The following is a 20,327-nucleotide window of genomic DNA, read 5'->3' as shown; positions in this document are numbered from 1 at the left end:
AGATCCCGCTCCCCTTAATCACTTTCAGAAACTGCTATCAAGCAACAGCCGTTTTTCTATCTGTTTCAGCGATTTGTAGGGATATAGAGATCACGATTTCGCTGTTGAAACTCGGCATTTCTTACATTCTGGTCTCTGAGTTTGATTGCTTCTGCTTCAGGGGAAGGGGTAAACAACGCGTTTAACGGCGTGGAATTCACAATCTTAACAACGGGAGTCGAAATCGTTTTTCCGACAAAGTGAATGCCGTCTGCAGTTTTGCCAGCCATTGTCGTCGTCCCAGAAACAACTGTTACCGTTGCCTGCGGGATGCCCGTTCGTTCCAGCCAGGAACTCTGTTTATCAGAGTGCTTCTGCAGGCTTTCCGCAATCTTTTTCATTTGCGATTTCCCATGATGGTACGAGACACGCGGCTTACATTTGTGAATGAAATCCCACTTGCTGGCAAATTGGATTTTGATCCCTTTCTTTCCAAAATCATAATCAATCGAATTTCTACGGTATGTCACACGAGGCGCTCCCGGAAGCATTTGAACTTCCAGATAAAGTCTCTCATGTGTCACAGGATCACTGACAACGACAATTGACGGACCTCCCGGGAAATACGGTCCCTGAAAATTCCTGTCACCGGTATAATAGTATTTGTGAACAATTACAGTGGGGGGGATATCAACCGTATCGCCATGCTCGCCTTTCTGAATGATGGCTTTGGGTTTCCCTTCATTGTCGATGCCTGGTTCCATGACGATGATTTCATCAACGGGTGAAACTCGGGCAACATGATCAATCGCCCAGATTGAATGATTCATCAGCAAGACGATGCCTGCAATCAGACAACGCGTCCAGTTGTTGCGTTTATTTCCAGGCATCTTGATTCAAGTCCTTTTGAATGCTGTTTTAAAAACAATGCTTTCAGCGGCGATATGTAATCACTCGTAATGAAATAACAGTTCAACCCGGTCGATGTGGTTGTAAAAATCCCTAATCCTCAGATCTTTCTTTTTGCTCTGCTCAAAGATAAACCGGGTTTGTCCCTGTTCGACCCAGAAACCTTCCAGCTTCTGTTCGAACAAAACTGGCCGTCCCAGATCATCACTATCAGGGGAGATTGCCCCTGAGGCAGAACCCAGGCCACGCACTGTGACGAAAAATTTGTTTCGTTTAAATCTCAAATAAATCGGCCTCAGGTTATTCGGAACCGAATAAGGGTTCTGAGTTGCTTTGAGATTGATACTCCAGCTGCCATCCTGTTCCAGCAGGATGGCAGTATTCGAAATAGAACAGTGATTTAACTGCAGTCCACTGGTTGATTGCTGATATATTTTCGTGATTTCCGGTACCGGGTTTGTTGGATTGGATGAGGAATCAACTTCGGCATCGGTGAGATTTAAAACGGTAAACGTCACTGCACTGACGGGAGTTGAATCGGTTGCCTGGTAACGATAGCTGCTTCCCAATGAACAGCGCTTTTTGGCTTTCACTTTATGAGGAATCAGGTTTCCAGCCCAGGCGGTCAGTAAAAAACTGCCTCCTACCACTACCAGGCTGATTACAATGGCCACGAATCGCATTTTATTATCCTGTTGATGGTACGAATTATTTTCTGGAATGAGGCAGGCCGGGAAGTTTCTCGGAAAAACGAGACCACAATGAGGGTTTCGCAGGTTTTTGCTCAGTTTGAGTTGAAATGGGTTTTACCTGATGGGGTTTTACAATCGATGGAATCCCAAAGAGACCCTGTGGTGACTCTTCAGTGTGAGGACTGGTATTTTCATATTTGATCGGTCGCACATGCCCCGCTGGTTGCTTCGGATCTGATTTCTTGAAGTTCAAATTCTTCAGTGCCTTGAGAGGAGAAGAAAATTTAAATCTTCCAGAAGGAGCAGCCTCTTCTTCAAATGAAGTCGGATTGAGCTGTCGATCGAAGTACTTCCTGTTCTGAGTCGCCGAGGTTGATGGAGGAGCCATCAGAACAGGGGAATGCGGAGCAGGGGGAATGGATCTAGGGGATCCAGCGCCCGGAATTCTGCTGACATGCTTCCTTGCACTTTGATTACTTTTTTGTGGTTGGATATTACGCGTTTGCTGTTCCTGGAAATCGGCACTGTCTTGTGATTCGAAAGACGGTTGGGCACCTTCCTGCAAGGGGACATTCTGCATTCTGGGACTACCGGCAGGTGGCGCCCATTCTTCCGTTGCTCCCGGAATGAATGCCGGGTCTTTTCCCGGTATGTAGCGGGAAGGTCTGCGGATATCTTCAGGCTGATAGCCTTCCTGCAGATTACTGTCTTTGATATTCAAACCAGGTCCGGTGTAACCCGACGGGTGGTTATAAGGAATAGTCTGTTGAGTTCGATACAAGTCAGCTCGACGCTGTTTTTCCGGAATGTCCAGGAAACCGTCTACCTGACCGCTGGAAAAATCACTTACTTTGTTCTTCAGCACCCGCTGGCGGTTACGAGTGACAAATTCCTGATCTCGCAGACTGATGGTATCCAGGTCTGCCACCGCGGGAGCCCAGCGAAGCCCCATAATGTCAAACAGCGTCGGGTAAATGACGGATTGCGCCATAATGATATTTTCCTGGAGCGAAGCTTCTCCCTGAGGAAGCGGCCGGAAGAGGACTCCCAGGCCGGGTACATCTTCGAGGAGTGGAACGCCTCGGGAAGTCCGCGAAGCCTTCAATGCGACCTGGTAACGGCTGACCTCCCGCAATTCATAATTTCCGGTCTGGACGTCAGTATCGATGAAGTGCCGCTTGACCCGTCCCAGATGTTTTTCGTCCGCGCGGATTGGTTCACGAATATTGGTGGTGTACTCGTAGTTCAGATGGAAGACGACTGCCTGACCGTCAGGTTGAATGACGGGACGCACTTCAAACGCCGTTCCTGTCTCAAACTTATAGACAGAAGGATCAGGGATCAGACCTTCCAGTTGAGATCCAAATTTTGGCGGACCGGAGGGACCCTGGCTGAGATATTCCTCATCCATCACCGACGGAGTGCCCGGCAGGACATTCCGAATACGGGGAGAGAATCCTTCAGCGGTATAGATTTCACTGGCGGGCTGACCTCCATACAGTTTCGTCAACGCCAGGAAGTTCGGATCATTCATCAAAGCGCCGTAATCGCTATACGCGGCTAAAGCAGACTCAAAGGCTTCATTGATCAGAATATCCCGTTTGGGGAGATCGAATTCCATGGTCGCCTGAGGTGCGACACGGGCGAACTGTCGATTGTTTGTCAGGATACTGGTTTGTTCCACCTGGGCAAAGCTGACGTCCCAGTAGCGACTGGTTTCCCGAACGTAGCGGAATGCAGGATCATAATATTGTGTTTTAAAGTCATCTTCGAGCGCCGTCGCAATCCGCTGCATATAGTTGTCAATGTTCGCCGTATGCGCCCGCGTCCCTTCAATCAGATCGATATACTTTTCTTCCACATCATCCACGAGCATGTCGAGGAACTTTTTGTGGTCGAGAGGACGGCGAGAGCCTTCCAGTAATGCGATTGCTGTTTTTTCTTTAATTTCTGCATCGAAGAGTTTTTGAAAGCTCTCATTGACTTTGTTAATTTCCCGCTGAGCCTTAGCTTTCAGCTCCTTGTCTTTGTATTGGGAAATAAACTGATTACTCAGGCTAAGCCAGTTCTGATACGCTTCCTGAAAATTCTGATCAATTTTTACCAGAATGCTTTTTGCCCGGGTTTCATATTCCCGAGTTTGAATCTTGATCGCTTCGATCAGCTTAGAATACTCACTGATTCCAATTGATAAAGTCAGGATAACATTTCCAATTTTTGTTTTATCATTTTCTACTTTTAGTGGCTGTATATAATCCCCTTCTGGATTTTTTTCGCAGTAATTAATTCTGAATTTATCAAAATAATGATTTTCTTTTCGCAAAAGGATCTGATGCTCTGGTTCAAGGTAATTAAACTTATTACAGATATTATGCAGATCTTGTAACTCAATAGTTATACTCTGGATCATATGGTTCCATTTATCATCCCAGAGGCTTTTGTCATACGACTTCATCGTGACAGTATCAATACAATCGATAATTACCACCTCGTTACTGCTGTCAGTAATTTCTCCCTCGCTTGATTCAGTTGGAGGGATATAGTAACGGAATTTATCTCCTTGAAAAATTAAAAAACGACGTCTGGTTAGTAGTTTCTGTTGAGCTACTAATTCCTTCCGTGCTGATGAAACATTTGCTTCAGCAGTTATCGCATCAATACCTGCTTTTTTTGCTGCGTTCTCTATTGCTATTACCTTGGATCTAATGGGAGCGTCTTTTTCGAAACGCCAGTCTTTATCAAGGTCAATTAATTCACTGACATCGGGAAGTTGTGAACGCGCATCCTGGACTAAAATATCTACCATGTTCTGAAATACTTTAGTCAATTTAATGAGTTCTTGAGTACGAACTTTTCTTGCTTCCTGTACTGCTTTTCTGGCTTGATCTTCATCATTCTGCGCTTCCAGCATCATCTTGTGATAATCACCAATCCGGTCTTCAATCACTGATCGCTCCAGGACGCGTTCTTTCAATTCGATTTCGGTGACGAGTCGGCTTTTGAAAATCTGGGCCAGGCGAATGAATTCGCGTTGCAGCGGATTGAGTGTGTCGTCGCCCATGACGTCTGCGTTAAAGAAACCTCGCAATGAGACGAACTTTGCATTGTGGGCCAGAAACTGGAATTTCTTGAAATCGTGTTTACTGGTCATCCCGGAGGCAACGAAGTAATCCTGTTCGTCGAGCGGGAGCTGTGTTTCAATCTGCATTTGAAAATCTGCCAGGATTTCCATTCGCACACTGTTCTTGGCCAGTGCCATCAGGAATAACGCAGACGACAGGCTGGTGGAATCCATGGAATTGATCGAAAGCAGTTTATTGCCGGTCTTCAGGAATTCGGAATCCATTTCATACAGGGCATGCAGAAAATCAGCACCGAAGAACGCTTCGACATATTTGAGGTCGCGTGCATGTTGAGAATGTTCGGGGCACATTGCATCAACCTGGGCTGCTTTCTGGCTGGCGATTTTGACAATCGAATTACGGAGCATCTGGGCTGACTGCATCGTCAGAAACCGGGAGTGATCTATGTAGCGCTGAATCTGCATTGCCACTTTTTCCATGCGGTCAGCATGTTCGCCATTAATCTGAACTGTATGCAGGGTGATACGCACCTGCCCGACGGGGGCATCAATCTGGTTGATCATCGTGCGGACTTCGTTGACTCCTTTCAGGGGCCCACGCAGCTGGATCAATCCTGTACCAATCACGGACAGGGAGACCTGTTCGACCGGATCTTTTGAATTCGGAACGCCTTCCGCAAAGGAATCGGGGTCTTCATGAGCGGCTGCCACGCGTCTGCGAAATTCTTCTGCATAAGCCCGCTCTTCTTTTCGCTGTGAGACTTCCCATTCGTCATTCAGGCGTATTTCTTCTGCCCGAGCCGTTTCGACAGCAGTCTGGGCAGTCTGAATTCGAGACCGCGTTAAGGCAGAATCCGTATTGGCGGTAGACAGACTGAGTCGGGCCCGCTCAAGTTGGACTTCGGTCTGCTCTTGTGAAATTTTCTCATTCAATTTCTGCAGTTCTTCCTGTTCGGCTTCTTTCTCTGAATCTGAAAGACCAGGCAGGTTCGCATAATCCCGTGACTTCAGAAACCGCTGTCGATTCAGATCCCCTTCCATTTCCTGAATATCACGCTGGATCTGTTGAGTTTCATTGCTTCTGCGGCTCAGAGCCTGCTGCAGGTCTTCCAGCTTCGCTTCTGCCTGTCGTGTTTTGACGGCTGCATTGATGGCATTCTTTTCGAATTGTTTTCGCAGGTCAGTCGCGGCTTCCGCTTTTTTGAGCGCCTCTCCTGCCAGTTGATTTTTCATTTCCACGCCATGTCGGTTATACGAACGGATTTTCCGATTGATAATCTGAGCGACACGGTGTGCATCGCGGAAGTAATACAGGCGGGCAACGCGGGTGACTACTTTGTCCGAGGGATTAAAGCCGACCGAGTTCTCCCGAGGGGGCGTGTATTCGGGATATTGCACATAGTTCCCGGTGCTGCCCTGCAGACCGCGTGTGATTCCCACAGTCACATCACCACTGGCAACCAGCTTGGGAACGTCATAGGTCCCCGTCATGGCAATCCCATGCAGGTCTGTTACGGTCTCCTTGATCTCTAAGTGATACAGCCCAGGTGAAGTCGCATTCTCAAGTTGAAACTTGATTGCATTATTGGGGGCAAGGTACTCCGCAGATTTGATAGCCAGATTATCTGAAATTCCTCCCTCTTTGCTAATAACAATTTTCTCAGTAAAGGGCTTCGTGATCGTGCTTTGATCCACGGGGTAGTTTTTATCAAATGAGATCGTAAATTCGTTTTCACCGGCAATCTGGCTGAATGAAGAAGCGTCGACGATACCTTTAGGTGGTGCGCCTGAAGCATAACTGACTTGGACCGGTGCAATCTGGATGCTTGGTAGTGCCTGAATTCCTTGAAAAAGCTTGGGAAACAGTGTGTATTTTCCTACATTGGGAAGATGAATCGGAAGGTTGATACTATAGGTACTAGGATTTGCAACCTCACTAGCGGCCGCTGGTTCTACTTCTGATTCCCCTTCAGTAACTGTAGCCTGTTCAGAGACTTCTTCGATTACTTTTTCGCTGAGTAAATTTCCTTTTGAGTCTAAAACAACAAATTGAACACCAACTAAATTGCCATTATCAATTCCGTTGTTGACTTGAATTCGGAGTTGGCATTCACTGTTGTTCGTAAAGTAGTTTCCAGTCCCCTGATGTTTCAATTCATTATTACTGCTATCGCAAAGCTTCACGCTGAGTATATTGACTCCTTCACGAAGCTCATTCAACTTACTCACCTTGATTGCAGTATCCGCATAAGCGTGCATACTCCCCTGTTGATGCAAGACGAATATGTTTCCCTGGAGTAAATTGTCAAATGGTATTCTTAAATCGTAACTCCAATAATTATTTGATCCGGCAAGTTTCGTTTTTCTGGTAACAGTCACATTTTTGAGATATTGATTCTGATTATCTACAAAGAGAAAGCTTTCCTGCCCGGTTGCAGATAATAGATAGACGCGAATAAAACCATCATACACATGATATGTAGCATCACTTTGGAACTCTCTATTTCCGTATTTGTGGACAGAGATATATTTAATCTCTGGCTTGAGATTCAGGCTGGGATAGATAAATTTTGTTGCTTGCCCCACTTCTTTCAAATCAGCATTAGAATTAGTTTTCAGCTCGAAATCATAGACACCAGCTTGAAAATCGTTCCCCAGTGCGAAAGTTGCCCTAATTTGTTTACCACTGCTTATTACTTCTGGAGTATCACTCTCTATCTCATTAGATGAAGTATTTGACTTGAGTACGAATTTAATAATGTCGTTTGGGTTTGCAGGATTTTCATCCTCAGTTTGTTCTATTGTTATGACTAAAGGGGCTCCAGATTTAATCAGAAGTTGCTTTTTCCCATTATTCAGTAATAGCTTGTCCCTCCAGATAATCTTGTCAGTACTCTCAACTTGAACAATCTTGAATTCTTTCTGTGGAACCAGCATCACTGCAGTGGAAGCCAGCGTAGCAGGCGTCAATGTTCCTGCTACCGCATTGACCTGCCTGAGTGCGTTTGGTTGCTGTGAGAGTGGGTTCTGGTTAACAGTGACAGGGATTGGATTAACCTGCTGTTGAACAGGTACCGCCTGCATCTGGCTGGACTGGGGGAAAGGCAGGGGAGCGGACTGGTAATTTGCTGGATATGCACCTCCACCCGGACTGACAGCGTGATTGACCTGCTGGAGATTTTGGTTCTGAACCTGAGGCGAGTTGATCCGAGTCAGGAAGTGGCTGAGGAATCCCCCCCCGACCGCCATCAACATTACCAGTAAGACGAGAAAGACAATTCCCAGGGCCCGCAACATTTTACCATCCTTGGTAACTTGAAAATGGGGAGATCAGAAAGGTGTTTATTGTGCATCAGAACGGATCTCTCAATTACACTGTTCAGATGCGCGATGAGTTTCTTTTGTTCTCTATCGGAGGAAAGGCTGTTAATATTAAACGGTTGTTCCGATTTTGTGGAAATGTTTACACCCATGTGGGCTGTGTACATTGAATATAAAAAATTGTGTCATGCTAAAGAAAAAGCCAGTCGCACGTTACATGAACTGGCTATTGAGGATGGTTTTTACCGGCAGATTATGCCGTTTAATAATGGAAGGCCGTCTGGCTGGAGTAGGATCCGAATCTGGCAGTGCCCTGTCGAATCACTTTATAATCCTTCAATTTGCAGTGACACTCATTCAGAATGCTTGAATAACCATTGTGTTTGATGACCCAGAATCGGCTCCCTGTGTTGCTCTCCCGTTGTGCGGGATCGATTGTGATCGGGGGGAGTGTAATTGTGCCGATGGTCTTCTCTTTTTTACCAGAGACTTTTTTCTTAACCACAAACTGCAGCCGCATTGTTACAGGAATCTCCGGGGTTTCCACAACAAATTTTACCAGATACTTTCCGTTCCCCTGTGATTGAAGCACCATATCTTCGTAGATGATGACTGCGTCAGTCTCATAAACCTGGCCACAGGTGCCGAATTCATTGACGGGAAATCGGGCTGCTTTGGTGAAAACTGCATCAACAAAACAGCAATGAGGGCATGACTTTTTTTCACAACTATTTTCGTTTACATCGTCTGTTTCGGGAGTTGTTTTGGTGATTTCGGTTACAGCAGGTAACGCATTAAATGGAGTCTCTACAGGACAGATCTTTGTGTTATCAAATTTTGTATCACAGATTCCAGGAGTTGCTGATATCAGAGTGAAGAGTACTATCAAAGTACAGCGAAAGGTAGATGGCATTTCTCAATTCTCCAGTTTGACTAGAGCGCATCACATTAAAATATAGCGTCGCGCATTCGAATCTACCTGGTCCAGATTTCCCTGGAAACGCTATTGTAAAACTGGACATAATCCAGAAGTGTTTAGTGGTTCAGGCCAGGTCGCAATTAGAATATGTTCACATCGTGTATAAAGTTTACAATACACAAATAGCCATATGGGGATTTCTTCCTCAGGAAACCACATTTTCTGTGATCAGTATGCTGGATTCTCCAGATCGTCTAGTCAGAAAAATCTGGCCAGTGACAGAAGATCTCTGAGTTATAACGAATAGAGAATATGAACAGCGAACCTGACTGTATTTCATTCCCTGTTGTGATGTAATCAATCGAAACCGTTTCATTGCCTCCCGCCTCTATTGAGAGATATTACAATTGGGGAGTGATTCCTTTAATTTTGCGATCCCTGCCGGTGTGATCGAAGTTTGATATAAGTTCAAGGATTCAAGTTTCTTCATTGACGCCAGCTTGGGAATGTCTTTATCGGCAACCATTCTGCAATCTAACAGGTTGAGTTTAGTCAAAGAGGGAAGAGATGGGAGCTGATCGATTGTAAGGTAGGGACAACCACTCAAATTAAGGTTTTCCAGTTTGTCGCAAACTTTCAGCATACCGAGACTGCTCCCGGTGATGGGAAGGCTGCTGAATTCGATTGACTTTAATGACTTTAGAGTTTTCATATTTGCGAGTTGACCGATCTGCTCATCCGTGACCTCACATTGGTTGAGTCCCAATTCAGTGGTTAATGAACCCATCTCTGAAATCTTTTGTATTGCATCATCGGTAATTTTGAATCCCATCAGGGTGAGTGATTCATATTCTCCGGCATCATTTACTACTGGAGTTATAAAACCGAGGTCGCCTGCCCGGGATTGCAGCTTCAGGTCCTGCTTTAGTTTTTCTGCTGCTTTTCGATTTCTACTCTGTATCTGGACAGGAGTCAGTTTTCCAGGCTTGGTATTCGTATTTGCAGGCGTCTCAGGGTTGGGCATTGTTTCAGTCCCTGGTTCTGGAAACTCTACTTCTGGCATTGCAGCGTCGTCTGTAGGGACTTCAGTCTCATTGGTTTCATTTGCGACAGGCGCCGTCTTAGTTTCAGCAGGAGGTTTTATTTCCTTGCAACTGGTAGTGAAGATGAATAGAAGCAAAATCGAGAGCGCAGTCGTAGTTCTCATCATTGTTTATTCCTTGTTGAAAAGTATTCACTTCACCAGTTAACTCCGGTAACAGGTAGAACCAACTTGTACTGTACATGTTTATAAATTACGGGGCAAATACTTTATCGCGATTTGGGTAAATTTCGTCCGACTCTCAAAGAGTTCGAATGATAGAAATCTTTCCCGTATAAGGTGTGGTTAAATTACGAACCGGATTGGTAACAGATTCCCCGATGCACTGCAGGTGACAGTCCGAAACTTACTGGTAAGAGGTGAAATTCAATTCCCCTTCTGTTGTATGCTGTCATTCTCAGGTCCCTCAACAGCATAGAGATCAGCCAGAAAGGTCACCTGTTCGCCCGATCGAAGAAACCAGCCTTTGATTCCTTCCCCGTAAGATGATGACAGCAAAGCTGTGGAATCAGGGAAGAGTGATAACACCGTAATGGACCGTGGTGGATTGTACGGATAAGACTTTGTCTCTCGCCCATCATAATTCCAGCGGGTAATGCTGCGGATCGTCCTTCCCCCGGCGGTGATGAACTGACTGTTGTCAGGTAAAAACAGGACTGTCCCTCCTTCGACCGTGCAGCGCAGCTTGCCTTCTATTGAGATCAGAGAAGCCTGGTGATTGCAGGTGGCGAGGATCCATTTGCCGTCAGGAGACAGGTCCAGATCCTCCACGCCAAAGGTGGGGGGGACCTTGCGATCCAGTTCGATCGTCTGTTGGACTTGAAATCCCTCGCCAGACGCAGACCTGGTCCAGATTTTTACTGTTGGCATGATTTTTTTACCAAACGATTCCCCTCCACATCCCCCTGAGAGTAAGAGCTTTCCGTCCGGGGAAAACTTCAGTTCTGTGACGCTGGCAACGTGATCTTTCAGGGTCTGGATCGGTTGACTGGATTTTGACTCCAGATCCCAGATCATGATATTGCCATCCTTCAGCCCACCCACAAAATAACGACCCGTCGGATCGAATGTACCCGATTCGACAAAACTGGTTTCTCCCTCCAGTACGCGTACGACTTCGCCCGATTCCGTATCCCAGATGGAAACAGGAGCCGGCTCCTGGAGTTCGCGAATGATTGCCCCGGGCAGCGTGTCTGCGGTTGTCGCGAGAAATTTTAAGTCGGAACTGAAATCGAACGCCCTGGTTCCTACCGGTCCCGAGGTTCTGAACAGCCTCCCTTTAACCGAGACAGGATCAGAAAAGTCCCAGATCAACGCTCCCGTCTGTTCATTACAGACTCCAATTCGCTTCGTTTCCGGTTGAAATTTGATTTCGCGGGGATGCTGATGGGGATACAGATCGGGCTCCGTCAGTACAAGCCGCTGATGGGGAATCAGTTCATCGGAAAATTGTTTCACCATTCCCTTGGTATCGATCGTCACTATTTTATCCTTTTCAGGAGGAGTCAACAGATAACGCACGTCGCGAGGATGTTGCTGTAAACTGGTCAGTTCCTGGCCAGTCTTCCAGTCCCAGACCAGCAGCTCATTTCCCGACATGGCGATCAACCGGGAACGATCTTTTCCAAATGCATTCGGTACCCAGAGAGGTTTGTCACGACCTGCATACTGTTGGATGGTCTCTTTATTTTCGAGATTCAGCAATTTGATCGAATGGGTCTCTTTCGTTTCAGGTTCCCAGGTGGGGTCACGTTGTACCAGACTCCATTCTGTGCCTGAGACCAGCAGTTCGTTTTCAGTTTCAGTAAATCCAATCGAATTGATGTTTGGTTGAAATGGAATTCCCTGATAACTCAGTTCATTCTGCTCCAGGTTCCAGACGTACAAAATGTTGACGACGTGGGGAAGTTCACCGGGCGCCCAGTAACCTTGACGGAATTTCTTGATGACTCCACCGCGCACGAAAGCCAACTGTGAATCATCGGCGGTAAAACAGATTTTCCTGATGTGCTGCAGGAAGTCGGTCCAGTCATATTCATACACCTTCGTTTCTACCGCGCGAATGTTGATTTCAGCAATTTTACTCTGTGTGGCGACTTCCCAGATCTCCACCTGTTCAGCCAGTACGACAACGACATACTTTCCCGTATTCGAAACGCGATGTGATTTCACCGGTTCCTTCCCAGGTAATTTCAGGCTACCCACTTCTGAAAACGATTCCGTCTCATAGATTTTCATTTCAGGATGCTGATAGCAGGTGTAATATTTTCCGAAATCAGAAAAACTGTTCTGGATCGGGACTTCCGGTTTGATCTCAGCCAGCAGGGAGTGCTCTTTCACCATCTCGTGAGTTTTAAGATCCCAGATCTGAACTTTGCCTGCGGGGAGCGAAAGCATCAACCGCGAACCATCGGACAGGTAACAGACATCCTGAAGCTCATTCAGGTCGAGTGTCAGCAGAACGTTGTCTTTTCTCCTGGATTCACTGCGTTTGACTTCCATCTGATCCATAAACACTTTCTCAATTGCTTTCGGATTCAATCGCGAACCCAGCGCTGCAAACTGCTCTTTCGCAATTTCCTTATCCCCCTGGATCCAATGGATGCCAGCCAGAAGTGAGGCATAATAATCTTTCTGATCTGCAGTGAAATGGGGAGTATACCCGTCTATCATCCGCTTCATCTGAGGCAGAATGTCTTTAAATCCATAAACCTCCCGGTTACGGGGTCCAGCCGGCCCACTCGAATATTCACTGTGATTAATAATCGCCTCCACGGCATCCAGAAAACCAAACGGAACCTGCGTATCAAACCGTTCGGTATTGAGGCACTCCATTCCGAACTGGAGCACTGGTTGAAAACGCTCCCAGTTTTCATAAATGACTGGTGGTGGAATCAAAGATCCGCGGTACATGCGATACATGGGTCTGTAGTCAAACTGGGCCGCAACAACCTGGTCAAACCAGTAGCGCGGGCTCGCGGGAGAAAGTCGACTGGAATTCACTTTCTCCTCGGAATTCTCATTATCCGTATCCGTCTCTGGATAATGTGGGAACGACGTGCGATACAGTTTCAGCGAGGTTTCCGGAAGTTCAGGGGCGATCTGATACGCCTGTAGATACAGGCGATAGGATTTACGCAAATGTCCCATTGTTACTGATCTTGCATTGGACCAGTTTGTCTGACTGACCTGGTCATAGGCGGGCCAAAAAGTTCTAAGCATGTTTTCGTTCGCCCCCAGTTCATGATAAAACTCTCCCAGAATCATGTTTTTGAGCCACGGATCGGCGTCAGTCAGCTGTTCCAGAGAAATAATGAATTGGCCCTGTTTCGATTGATGTACCGGAGCAAATATGATCTGACATTCATGAAGATAAATCCGTCTTTCGAGTGACGACAGCTGCCTGTTCTGGATGGCTTTGAGGAAACAGTTTGACTTTTCTTCCCTGAAATCTTTCCCCTTTCCGTACTGCACCAGCATTTTGAGGACCTGAAAACGTGCGATCTCTGAGTAGCGATCAGGAGTGTAGAGTTCCTGCAGTTTTTTGGCATAGCCGGGTAGATTCGTAAACTCTTTCTGTCGCGATAACGCTTCAATCAACAGGCTGATTACCAGGGGATCATTGCAACCCAGGTCAAGTACTGCGGTTCCCTGTTTCGCCAGTTGGTCGTCCAGCTGGTCGGGATAATACTTTGGTGAACGAAGAGCCCGATAACGGGCAATTGATGCCCGTCGGCCTGCCTCTTTCAGAAAGGCACGCGCCGCTTCATCCCACCTGGGATCATTGTCGCCGTGCTGCTCATATTCTGTTAAAAACAGATTCTGGTACCATTCCGCACGATCCTGTTGAAACTCATTTTCGGTGTAAGTAACCTTCACTTTATTCAGAGGAACAGGCTGATACTGCTTTTCCCAGGGAATTCCTTTCACCAGTTCGGGATCGATTTTCATCTCAGCGACTGCAGTCGGAGGAAAGAGAATGCGCCCGCGATTGTCGGTTCTTTCCTGCAGCTGTTCACGTAGCTGCTCTTCTTCTTCACTGGGTCTCTGCGGTGGAGTCGGCGGAGTAAACGTCTGTTTGGCCATCTGCTTCTGGTGCGCGACGTCAGTAACATACTCTGCGGTCAGTGAGAACAGGTCGAATTTCCGGGCCATTCCCACGGCGAGCAAAACGAGTAGTCCGGCACCTGTAATCCACCATTTTCGTTTCATAATCTTACTCCCGGGGTTCAGGGAAGTTTCCAGATATTGACGTTTCCATCCAGTGAAGCAGCAATGATATGCCGGGTATCGGCACTCGCTTTGAGCGCCGTCACAGGGGAATGGTCATAGCGAAACTCATTCATCACCTTGAACTGTTTTGTATCCCACAATCGAACTGTCCCGCTACTGTACGCAGCTGCCAACAGATGGGAAGAGGGTACAAAGCACAGATCCGTTACCAGATCGGTATCACTCTTCAATACACTCACTGTCGAGTGATCATCCTGTGAGAGGAGATGAATCAGTCCTCTGCGATCGGCGATTGCCATCAGCTTGTTTTCCTCACTGACGGCGCAGTCTATCCCTTCAAAAGCGGTTTGCAGGAAATCTTCCGGCGGTTTACTCTGATCAAAATCCCAGATCTCCAGTGCATGGGCTCCCGTGACGAGTAGACAACGGGCACTATCCGCGACTCGCGTCAGATGCAATATCGGCACTTTCAACTGCTGTTCAGACTTCACTTCGTTCTTTTCCTGTAACCAGCTCTTAAGCTGACCGCTCTGGCTGGCCGCCAGGATCAGCTTGCCGCTCTGGTCCCATACCAAGGACGATATTCGATCTTCAAATCCTTCCAGTTTTTGACAGTCAGTTGATTTATTGAGCAAACGCTGCACCTGATCGGTGTATTCCATTTTCCGTACGCCGACATAATTGGTTCTGGCCCCTTTCTGCCCCGTTCCATAGGCAAGGAATTCTCCATTTGGAGAAAACGCCACACTTGAAATCTCATTGGGTGACTTCAGAACAAAACTCGCAGGAGGATGATTCATGTTCCACACGTAGATCATTCCTTCTCCTCCCCCGGCCAGCCAGACCCCATCGGGGGCAATGTCCAGGGAGTGAATCGGGGTCTCCGCGTGAAACTGATACACGAGATTTTTTGGCGGAGGGACCTCGGGGAGAAAACACAGATGCAGTGTCTTATCAGTAGTCGCCACAACGCCTGCAGCCCCGTTTTGCGCGAGTAGCATTTTAGTCTTGTAGCTGGACTTAACTTTCAACTCACGTGTCTCAATCAGATCTCCCGTGTCGGTCTGCCAGAGTTTGAGACTGCGGTTCTCCAGCGTCAATGCCCGATTGACATCAGGAGCAAGGGCACCAGCATGACTGCCCGTTGCTAACATACGAATCTTTTCGGCTGTCTGGGCATTCCAAACAATAATATGTCCTACTGCATAAGTCAGTGCCGATCGCGCGTCTTTTGAGAGAGACAGGAGTGAGACGGCCCCCTCGATTGGAAAGACCTTTTCCGGTCGCGATTCGAGTGCATTCCACAGGACAAGTGGATCGTCGATGGGAGATTCCTTTCCGATCAACAGCCGACTCAGATTACCATTCGCTGCCATCAGCACGGCACGGTTACGTCCGACTTCGAAACGACGGATTTCCGTACCAGAACTGAGATCCCAATAACGGACTGTCAGGTCCTCCCCCAGTGATACCAGAGTCGATTCGTCATCGGAAAAGGCCATACTGATGACAGGTTGAACATGTCCCTCCAGTCGGCGGTATTCTTCCATTCCCCTTTTGTCCGTTTCGTAGAGACGTATCGAATTGTCTCCGGCTGCAACCGCAGTCAACGTTGCCCGTGGAGAAAGAACAACAGATTTCACTCCTGCAGGTATCCCCTGAAATCCCGATTGAACAACATATTTCAACCCACTTCGAAAGTAATATTTCAGCAATGTATTGTTATCGAGAGCAGCGATGACTGTGTAGGCAGGTTCGTCGATGTACCGTGTGACAGCAATGTCCATCGCCCGAACTCTGGCTTGGAGTGGGATGACAATCTCCTCGGGAGATGTAATGGGCCAGTTGTGTTCCTGTGCTCTCGCATTGACTGCGGTTGTAGCGTTTGCCACCGGTTTATTCTGTCCAGACTGCACCGTCTTGAAATAAGTGCCCTTAAATAGAAACAACGCTACAATACAACAGGCGACCAGAAGGAGAATGGTTGCCACCGTTCGACTGCGAGGTGCACTCCCCCCGTGTTTGCGAGTTTCTGCACTACGTAACCGTGCCAGTAGAACATCGCGTTCGGTTCGCACCTGGGCCAACCGGGCATTGACCTGATGTAATTGTCTCTGGATGGTTTCGGCCTGTTCTTCCTGCTGATCACAGGCGGCCCGCAGTTCTATCAGCAGGAAATCATCTTCAGACTCGCTGGTATCCTGTAGCTGCTCTTTCGTTTTAATATCCTGCTGCAGTTGTTTGAACAGCAGTTGCGCATCACGGTTCAGGGATGCCAGCAGATCTCGGTGTCGTTCCAGCTTCAGAATAGCCCGGTCGACTTGCATCTGAGTGTTCTGCAGTCGTTCCGCCCAGTACGGTGAATTCGTTTCAAACCAGTCGTGAATTCTCTCTACTAAGCGGCCCCAGAGACTGGACGGGCCGCTATTGAGAATCTCCAGTTCTTCATCGAAATCAGAAAAATCTGGTGCAGAGATAATGACGGTTGCGGATCTGGTGGTTGCAGCCTTTGCTGCCGGCTTGAAAAAATAGTCGGCATCATTCTGCAGCATCTGATCAGCATGTGAAGGAAGTGGCTCCCCATTCTGATACGCTTTAATGTCATTCAGGACAGCCTGGGCGTCAGCATAGCGGTGTGCCGGATTCTTGGCCATCATTTTTGAAACAATGGCCGAAACCTCAAGAGGAACCAGACCAGCTGCTTCGGACAGAGGCACAGGGCGCTCATAGACATGTTGAAAGATCATCCCTGTGGGGCTGTCCGCATAAAACGGAAGCTTTCCACTGATGATTTCATAGAGCACCACTCCCAATGAATATAAATCGCTCCGGGCATCGACGGCTCTGCTGCTACCCTGTTCGGGAGAAATGTAATCCATCGTGCCCAGCACGGTTCCCGAGTGCGTAGGCCCGTCGTTGTCCTGCAGTGATTTGACCAGCCCGAAGTCGACCAGCAGATAACGATCGGTTTCCTGTTCTCTGAGTATGTTTCCCGGCTTGACATCCCGATGCACGAGCCCCACCCGATGCGCCGCCTGCAGACCTTCGAGAATCTGTGCGGTTACATTCAAGGCATCTGCGATGGAAAGAGGTGCCCGGCCCAGCTGTTCCGCCAGAGACTCTCCATCGACGTATTCCATGGCAAAGAAGTGGTGACCGTGCTCTTCCCCGATGAAAAAGATCTGAACGATGTGGGGATGCACGATTTTTGCGACGCTGGCAGCTTCAGAGTAGAACCGCTTCACGAATGAATCATGCCGACCCAGTTCCGGTGGCAGAACCTTGATTGCCACCTTGCGTTTCAGAGATTCATCATACCCCTCATAAACGTCCCCCATCCCGCCACTGCCAATACGCCTCAGGATGTGAAAGTGACCAATCCGTTCAAATGGAAGTCCTGTTTGCTCATTGCAGGAATCCATTGTCGTCTTTTTCAGTTCCCGGTTCGGGCTTTCGGAGTCTGAAAGGTCTTCGGTCAAGGCTTCCTGCCTGAGGGTGTTCTGAATCGTTATGAGCTGAGTCATCAGATCTTCGATCGATTCAGAGCGTTGACTGGGATCAAATCCCAGTGCGCGATCGATCAGAGGTCGGAGTTCTATTGGAATGAGTTGCAGCATACGGGGACTTTGCAGATATTCCGATACACTGCAGTCTGCTGTGATCCGACAGATAAGCTCTCCCAGTGAGAAACTGTCTATCGACCAGACAGGAAACGCCAGACCGAGCTGGTCAACTTTCAGCTGCGCTTCCGCAATGTTGACCGGTAATGCCTGTAACTTCTCACGGGAAGACGCCTCATACCAGGTTGCTTCAACAGGAAATGCAATGGGCTCTGACACATCTGATGTTTTAAATGCGACCCGCCAGGTGCGCTTCGTTTCATCAAACCAAATCTGCGAAGGAGAGATGAAGCCACAGAGTAGTCCTGCCTGGTGACGATCGCGGATGGACTCTGTCACCCCAAGTAAGACTTCTAAAATTTCTTTCAAGGCTGACTGACTGGAATCCGGCCGCATTAATGCGGCTTGCAGCTGTTCGTGATCCAGTTTTTGGCGGTCAGTCATGCTGTGGTGTCTTTCGCTTAACAACCGATGTCAACTGTTGTAATAGATCTGCTTTTGAATGTCGTTTCCGCAATCGTAACTCATCCGATTCTTCAGATAGCTGCCGGAATATCGATTCCAAATCGCCATGTGATTTCAGAAACTCACCGAGGGTCTGCCATTCCAGTTCCACTTCTTCAGAAAAATTGTCTCGATAACCGTATCGCCGGACATGCTCCTCTATCGCAAACCGCAAGCGGTCCACCAGTTGCCCCCGAGTCCGCTTGTAATAATTTTCGACATCCGTCACTTTCAGATCCAGGTAGCGCGCGATTTCTACATTGGACAGGCCTTCCAGAGATTTACCATAAAATACGCGAAAGGCATCTACGCGTCCCTGACTGAAACAATCCTGCTGCAACTGCTGTAAGGTTATATGTAGCAGTTCTTCTGCCCAGGCTTCGTAAAAATGGTCTTCTACTGAATCACTCTGTCGACTTGTCATCTCTGCTGCCAGAGCAGGGGTGATCTCGTCCATGATTTTCTCACGGCCAGACTGTACTCTGGCTCGATTCGAAATGATATTTCTGACCACAGTGCACAATAGAGTGCTCAGTCTGGAACGCCGGTCTTCCAGCCAGCGTGAGAGTAAATCTGAAGAGAGCAGCGTTTTGAACGTCTCTGCTGTGACGTCCTCGGCATCCTGTATTTTGAGATTACCGATGCGAACCGCAAACCGGATGACCGGTCCCCAGTAATCATCAAGAAACGTTTTCCACTCCGGAGCATCACGACTGGCTACGATTTGCTGAATCAGCGTCTGCCGGGTTTGAGGGAAACGATTCACAGTCGCGATGCCTCTTCCTTCCAGTATGAGTGAAACACTCTTTATTCTCTGCATTGCCAGGATCATTTGTCAAGTTGCTCATGCGCGGAAGGATCAGTCTTTCTTTTGCTTCAAGGCATTCAGTTCCTCTTCGATTTCCATTGAGTGGACGCCATCTGCAAGTGAATCTTTATCAAACTGTCCTCCCAGTTCCATCGATGTTACATCCACCATGGCATTCAGTTCGTCCAGCGCATCTGCTTCTGCTTCCGCCTCTTCAACTTTTTCGCGGAGACGATCAAACTTACGAAACGCATTTGAATTGAATGCTTTGGTCTGCTGGCAATTTAATGAGGTACGCGACTGTTTGCGGATCTCTGCAGATCGCTTGCGCAGCAGTAAGGCAGAGAGTTGTCGCTTGGCTTCCGCCAGTTTCGCTTTCATGGCCGACAGCTGAACTTTTAATGTTTCCCCCGCTTTCTTGACGGGTTCCAGCTGTTCTTTCAGTGCCTGACTGAGGTTTTCATGCTCTTTTTTTCGGGCGAGCGCTTTGCGGGCCAGCTGATCGTCTCCGTTCTGTACTGCCTGCATGGCACGTTGCTGCCAGTTTTGCGCTTCCAGCTCGTTTTTGGTCAATTCCTTGATCAACCGCTTTTCCCCTGCCATCACGCGTGCCGTATCCTGGGTCACAGTATCGATCGAATGTTCCATTTCTCGAATTGCCTGCTTCAGCATGACTTCCGGGTCTTCGAACTGATCAATCATGTCGTGAATGTTGGCCGCAATAATATCGTTGATTCGTTCAAATATTCGCATGAGATCTCCCTGAAAATTGTTTTAGACTGTGTCCAGTTTACTGTAGCGTCTCCAGGTCCATTTGGACCGAGTCTATTAGATTGACAGACACTATGGATAAATGTGATGCCTCTAGAATGGACCATGATGTGAAGTAAGTTCACGGTTCATCAGTTTGATGTAGCGGGAGGGCGAGTTCGGTCAGACCATTTTCAATTTCTCTGAAAACTCCTAAATAGCTGAGCTCACAGGGATTACCGTCTGCGACTCTCTCTCTCTTTCAGTCAAAAATATGCTGGAAACCAACCCTGAATGATTCACAGCAGGCTGTTTATGCTCACACGAGAAGATCTGGTTCTGCTGATTGTAGAGTACCAGATATGAGGAGAGAAATATTAGGGAGAGAGACCTGCTGAAATGCTCTGC

The 20,327-nt window shown here is 47.7% G+C and carries 9 protein-coding genes; all 9 read right to left on the bottom strand.

Translation table 11 applies throughout. From position 1 onward, the window contains the following. Nucleotides 1-65 precede the first annotated feature (65 nt). A complete protein-coding gene (locus ACN0YN_RS14590) occupies nucleotides 66-869 on the bottom strand; it encodes a hypothetical protein (RefSeq protein WP_417385753.1) in 804 nt (267 codons plus the stop codon). 60 nt (nucleotides 870-929) lie between these two features. Continuing rightward, a complete protein-coding gene (locus tag ACN0YN_RS14585; protein ID WP_417385752.1) occupies nucleotides 930-1,571 on the bottom strand; it encodes a hypothetical protein in 642 nt (213 codons plus the stop codon). Nucleotides 1,572-1,596: 25 nt separating this feature from the next. Further along, complete coding sequence (locus tag ACN0YN_RS14580) at nucleotides 1,597-7,959, bottom strand: hypothetical protein (protein WP_417385751.1); 6,363 nt, start codon at nucleotides 7,957-7,959, stop codon at nucleotides 1,597-1,599. 286 nt (nucleotides 7,960-8,245) lie between these two features. Beyond that, the gene (locus ACN0YN_RS14575) at nucleotides 8,246-8,896 is read right to left on the bottom strand and encodes a hypothetical protein (RefSeq protein ID WP_417385750.1); all 651 of its coding nucleotides are present in this window, start codon (nucleotides 8,894-8,896) and stop codon (nucleotides 8,246-8,248) included. Between the two features lie 394 nt (nucleotides 8,897-9,290). Further along, nucleotides 9,291-10,112, bottom strand: coding sequence for a hypothetical protein (locus ACN0YN_RS14570; protein ID WP_417385749.1), 822 nt, complete (start codon nucleotides 10,110-10,112; stop codon nucleotides 9,291-9,293). Nucleotides 10,113-10,370: 258 nt separating this feature from the next. Then, entirely contained in the window at nucleotides 10,371-14,216 is a 3,846-nt protein-coding gene (locus tag ACN0YN_RS14565) for a hypothetical protein (protein WP_417385748.1), read from the bottom strand. Between the two features lie 17 nt (nucleotides 14,217-14,233). After that, nucleotides 14,234-18,301, bottom strand: coding sequence for a protein kinase domain-containing protein (locus ACN0YN_RS14560; protein ID WP_417385747.1), 4,068 nt, complete (start codon nucleotides 18,299-18,301; stop codon nucleotides 14,234-14,236). Next, nucleotides 18,294-19,181, bottom strand: coding sequence for an RNA polymerase sigma factor (locus ACN0YN_RS14555; RefSeq protein WP_417385746.1), 888 nt, complete (start codon nucleotides 19,179-19,181; stop codon nucleotides 18,294-18,296). The genes ACN0YN_RS14560 and ACN0YN_RS14555 overlap by 8 nt, the downstream gene beginning before the upstream one ends. 39 nt (nucleotides 19,182-19,220) lie before the next feature. Continuing rightward, nucleotides 19,221-19,922 (bottom strand): PspA/IM30 family protein, encoded by a 702-nt coding sequence (locus tag ACN0YN_RS14550; protein WP_417385745.1) that lies wholly within the window; start codon nucleotides 19,920-19,922, stop codon nucleotides 19,221-19,223. Nucleotides 19,923-20,327 lie beyond the last annotated feature (405 nt).

Source organism: Gimesia sp., assembly GCF_048260065.1.
Taxonomy (GTDB): domain Bacteria; phylum Planctomycetota; class Planctomycetia; order Planctomycetales; family Planctomycetaceae; genus Gimesia.
The sequence above is the reverse complement of the archived record's forward strand: the minus strand, read 5'-3'. Positions and strand labels throughout refer to the sequence as shown.

Bases quoted from the DNA above. Each gene is read 5' to 3' on its own strand.
- ACN0YN_RS14590 (WP_417385753.1), bottom strand. From the start codon at position 869: ATGCCTGGAAATAAACGCAACAACTGGACGCGTTGTCTGATTGCAGGC.
- ACN0YN_RS14585 (WP_417385752.1), bottom strand. From the start codon at position 1,571: ATGCGATTCGTGGCCATTGTAATCAGCCTGGTAGTGGTAGGAGGCAGT.
- ACN0YN_RS14580 (WP_417385751.1), bottom strand. From the start codon at position 7,959: ATGTTGCGGGCCCTGGGAATTGTCTTTCTCGTCTTACTGGTAATGTTG.
- ACN0YN_RS14575 (WP_417385750.1), bottom strand. From the start codon at position 8,896: ATGCCATCTACCTTTCGCTGTACTTTGATAGTACTCTTCACTCTGATA.
- ACN0YN_RS14570 (WP_417385749.1), bottom strand. From the start codon at position 10,112: ATGATGAGAACTACGACTGCGCTCTCGATTTTGCTTCTATTCATCTTC.
- ACN0YN_RS14565 (WP_417385748.1), bottom strand. From the start codon at position 14,216: ATGAAACGAAAATGGTGGATTACAGGTGCCGGACTACTCGTTTTGCTC.
- ACN0YN_RS14560 (WP_417385747.1), bottom strand. From the start codon at position 18,301: ATGACTGACCGCCAAAAACTGGATCACGAACAGCTGCAAGCCGCATTA.
- ACN0YN_RS14555 (WP_417385746.1), bottom strand. From the start codon at position 19,181: ATGCAGAGAATAAAGAGTGTTTCACTCATACTGGAAGGAAGAGGCATC.
- ACN0YN_RS14550 (WP_417385745.1), bottom strand. From the start codon at position 19,922: ATGCGAATATTTGAACGAATCAACGATATTATTGCGGCCAACATTCAC.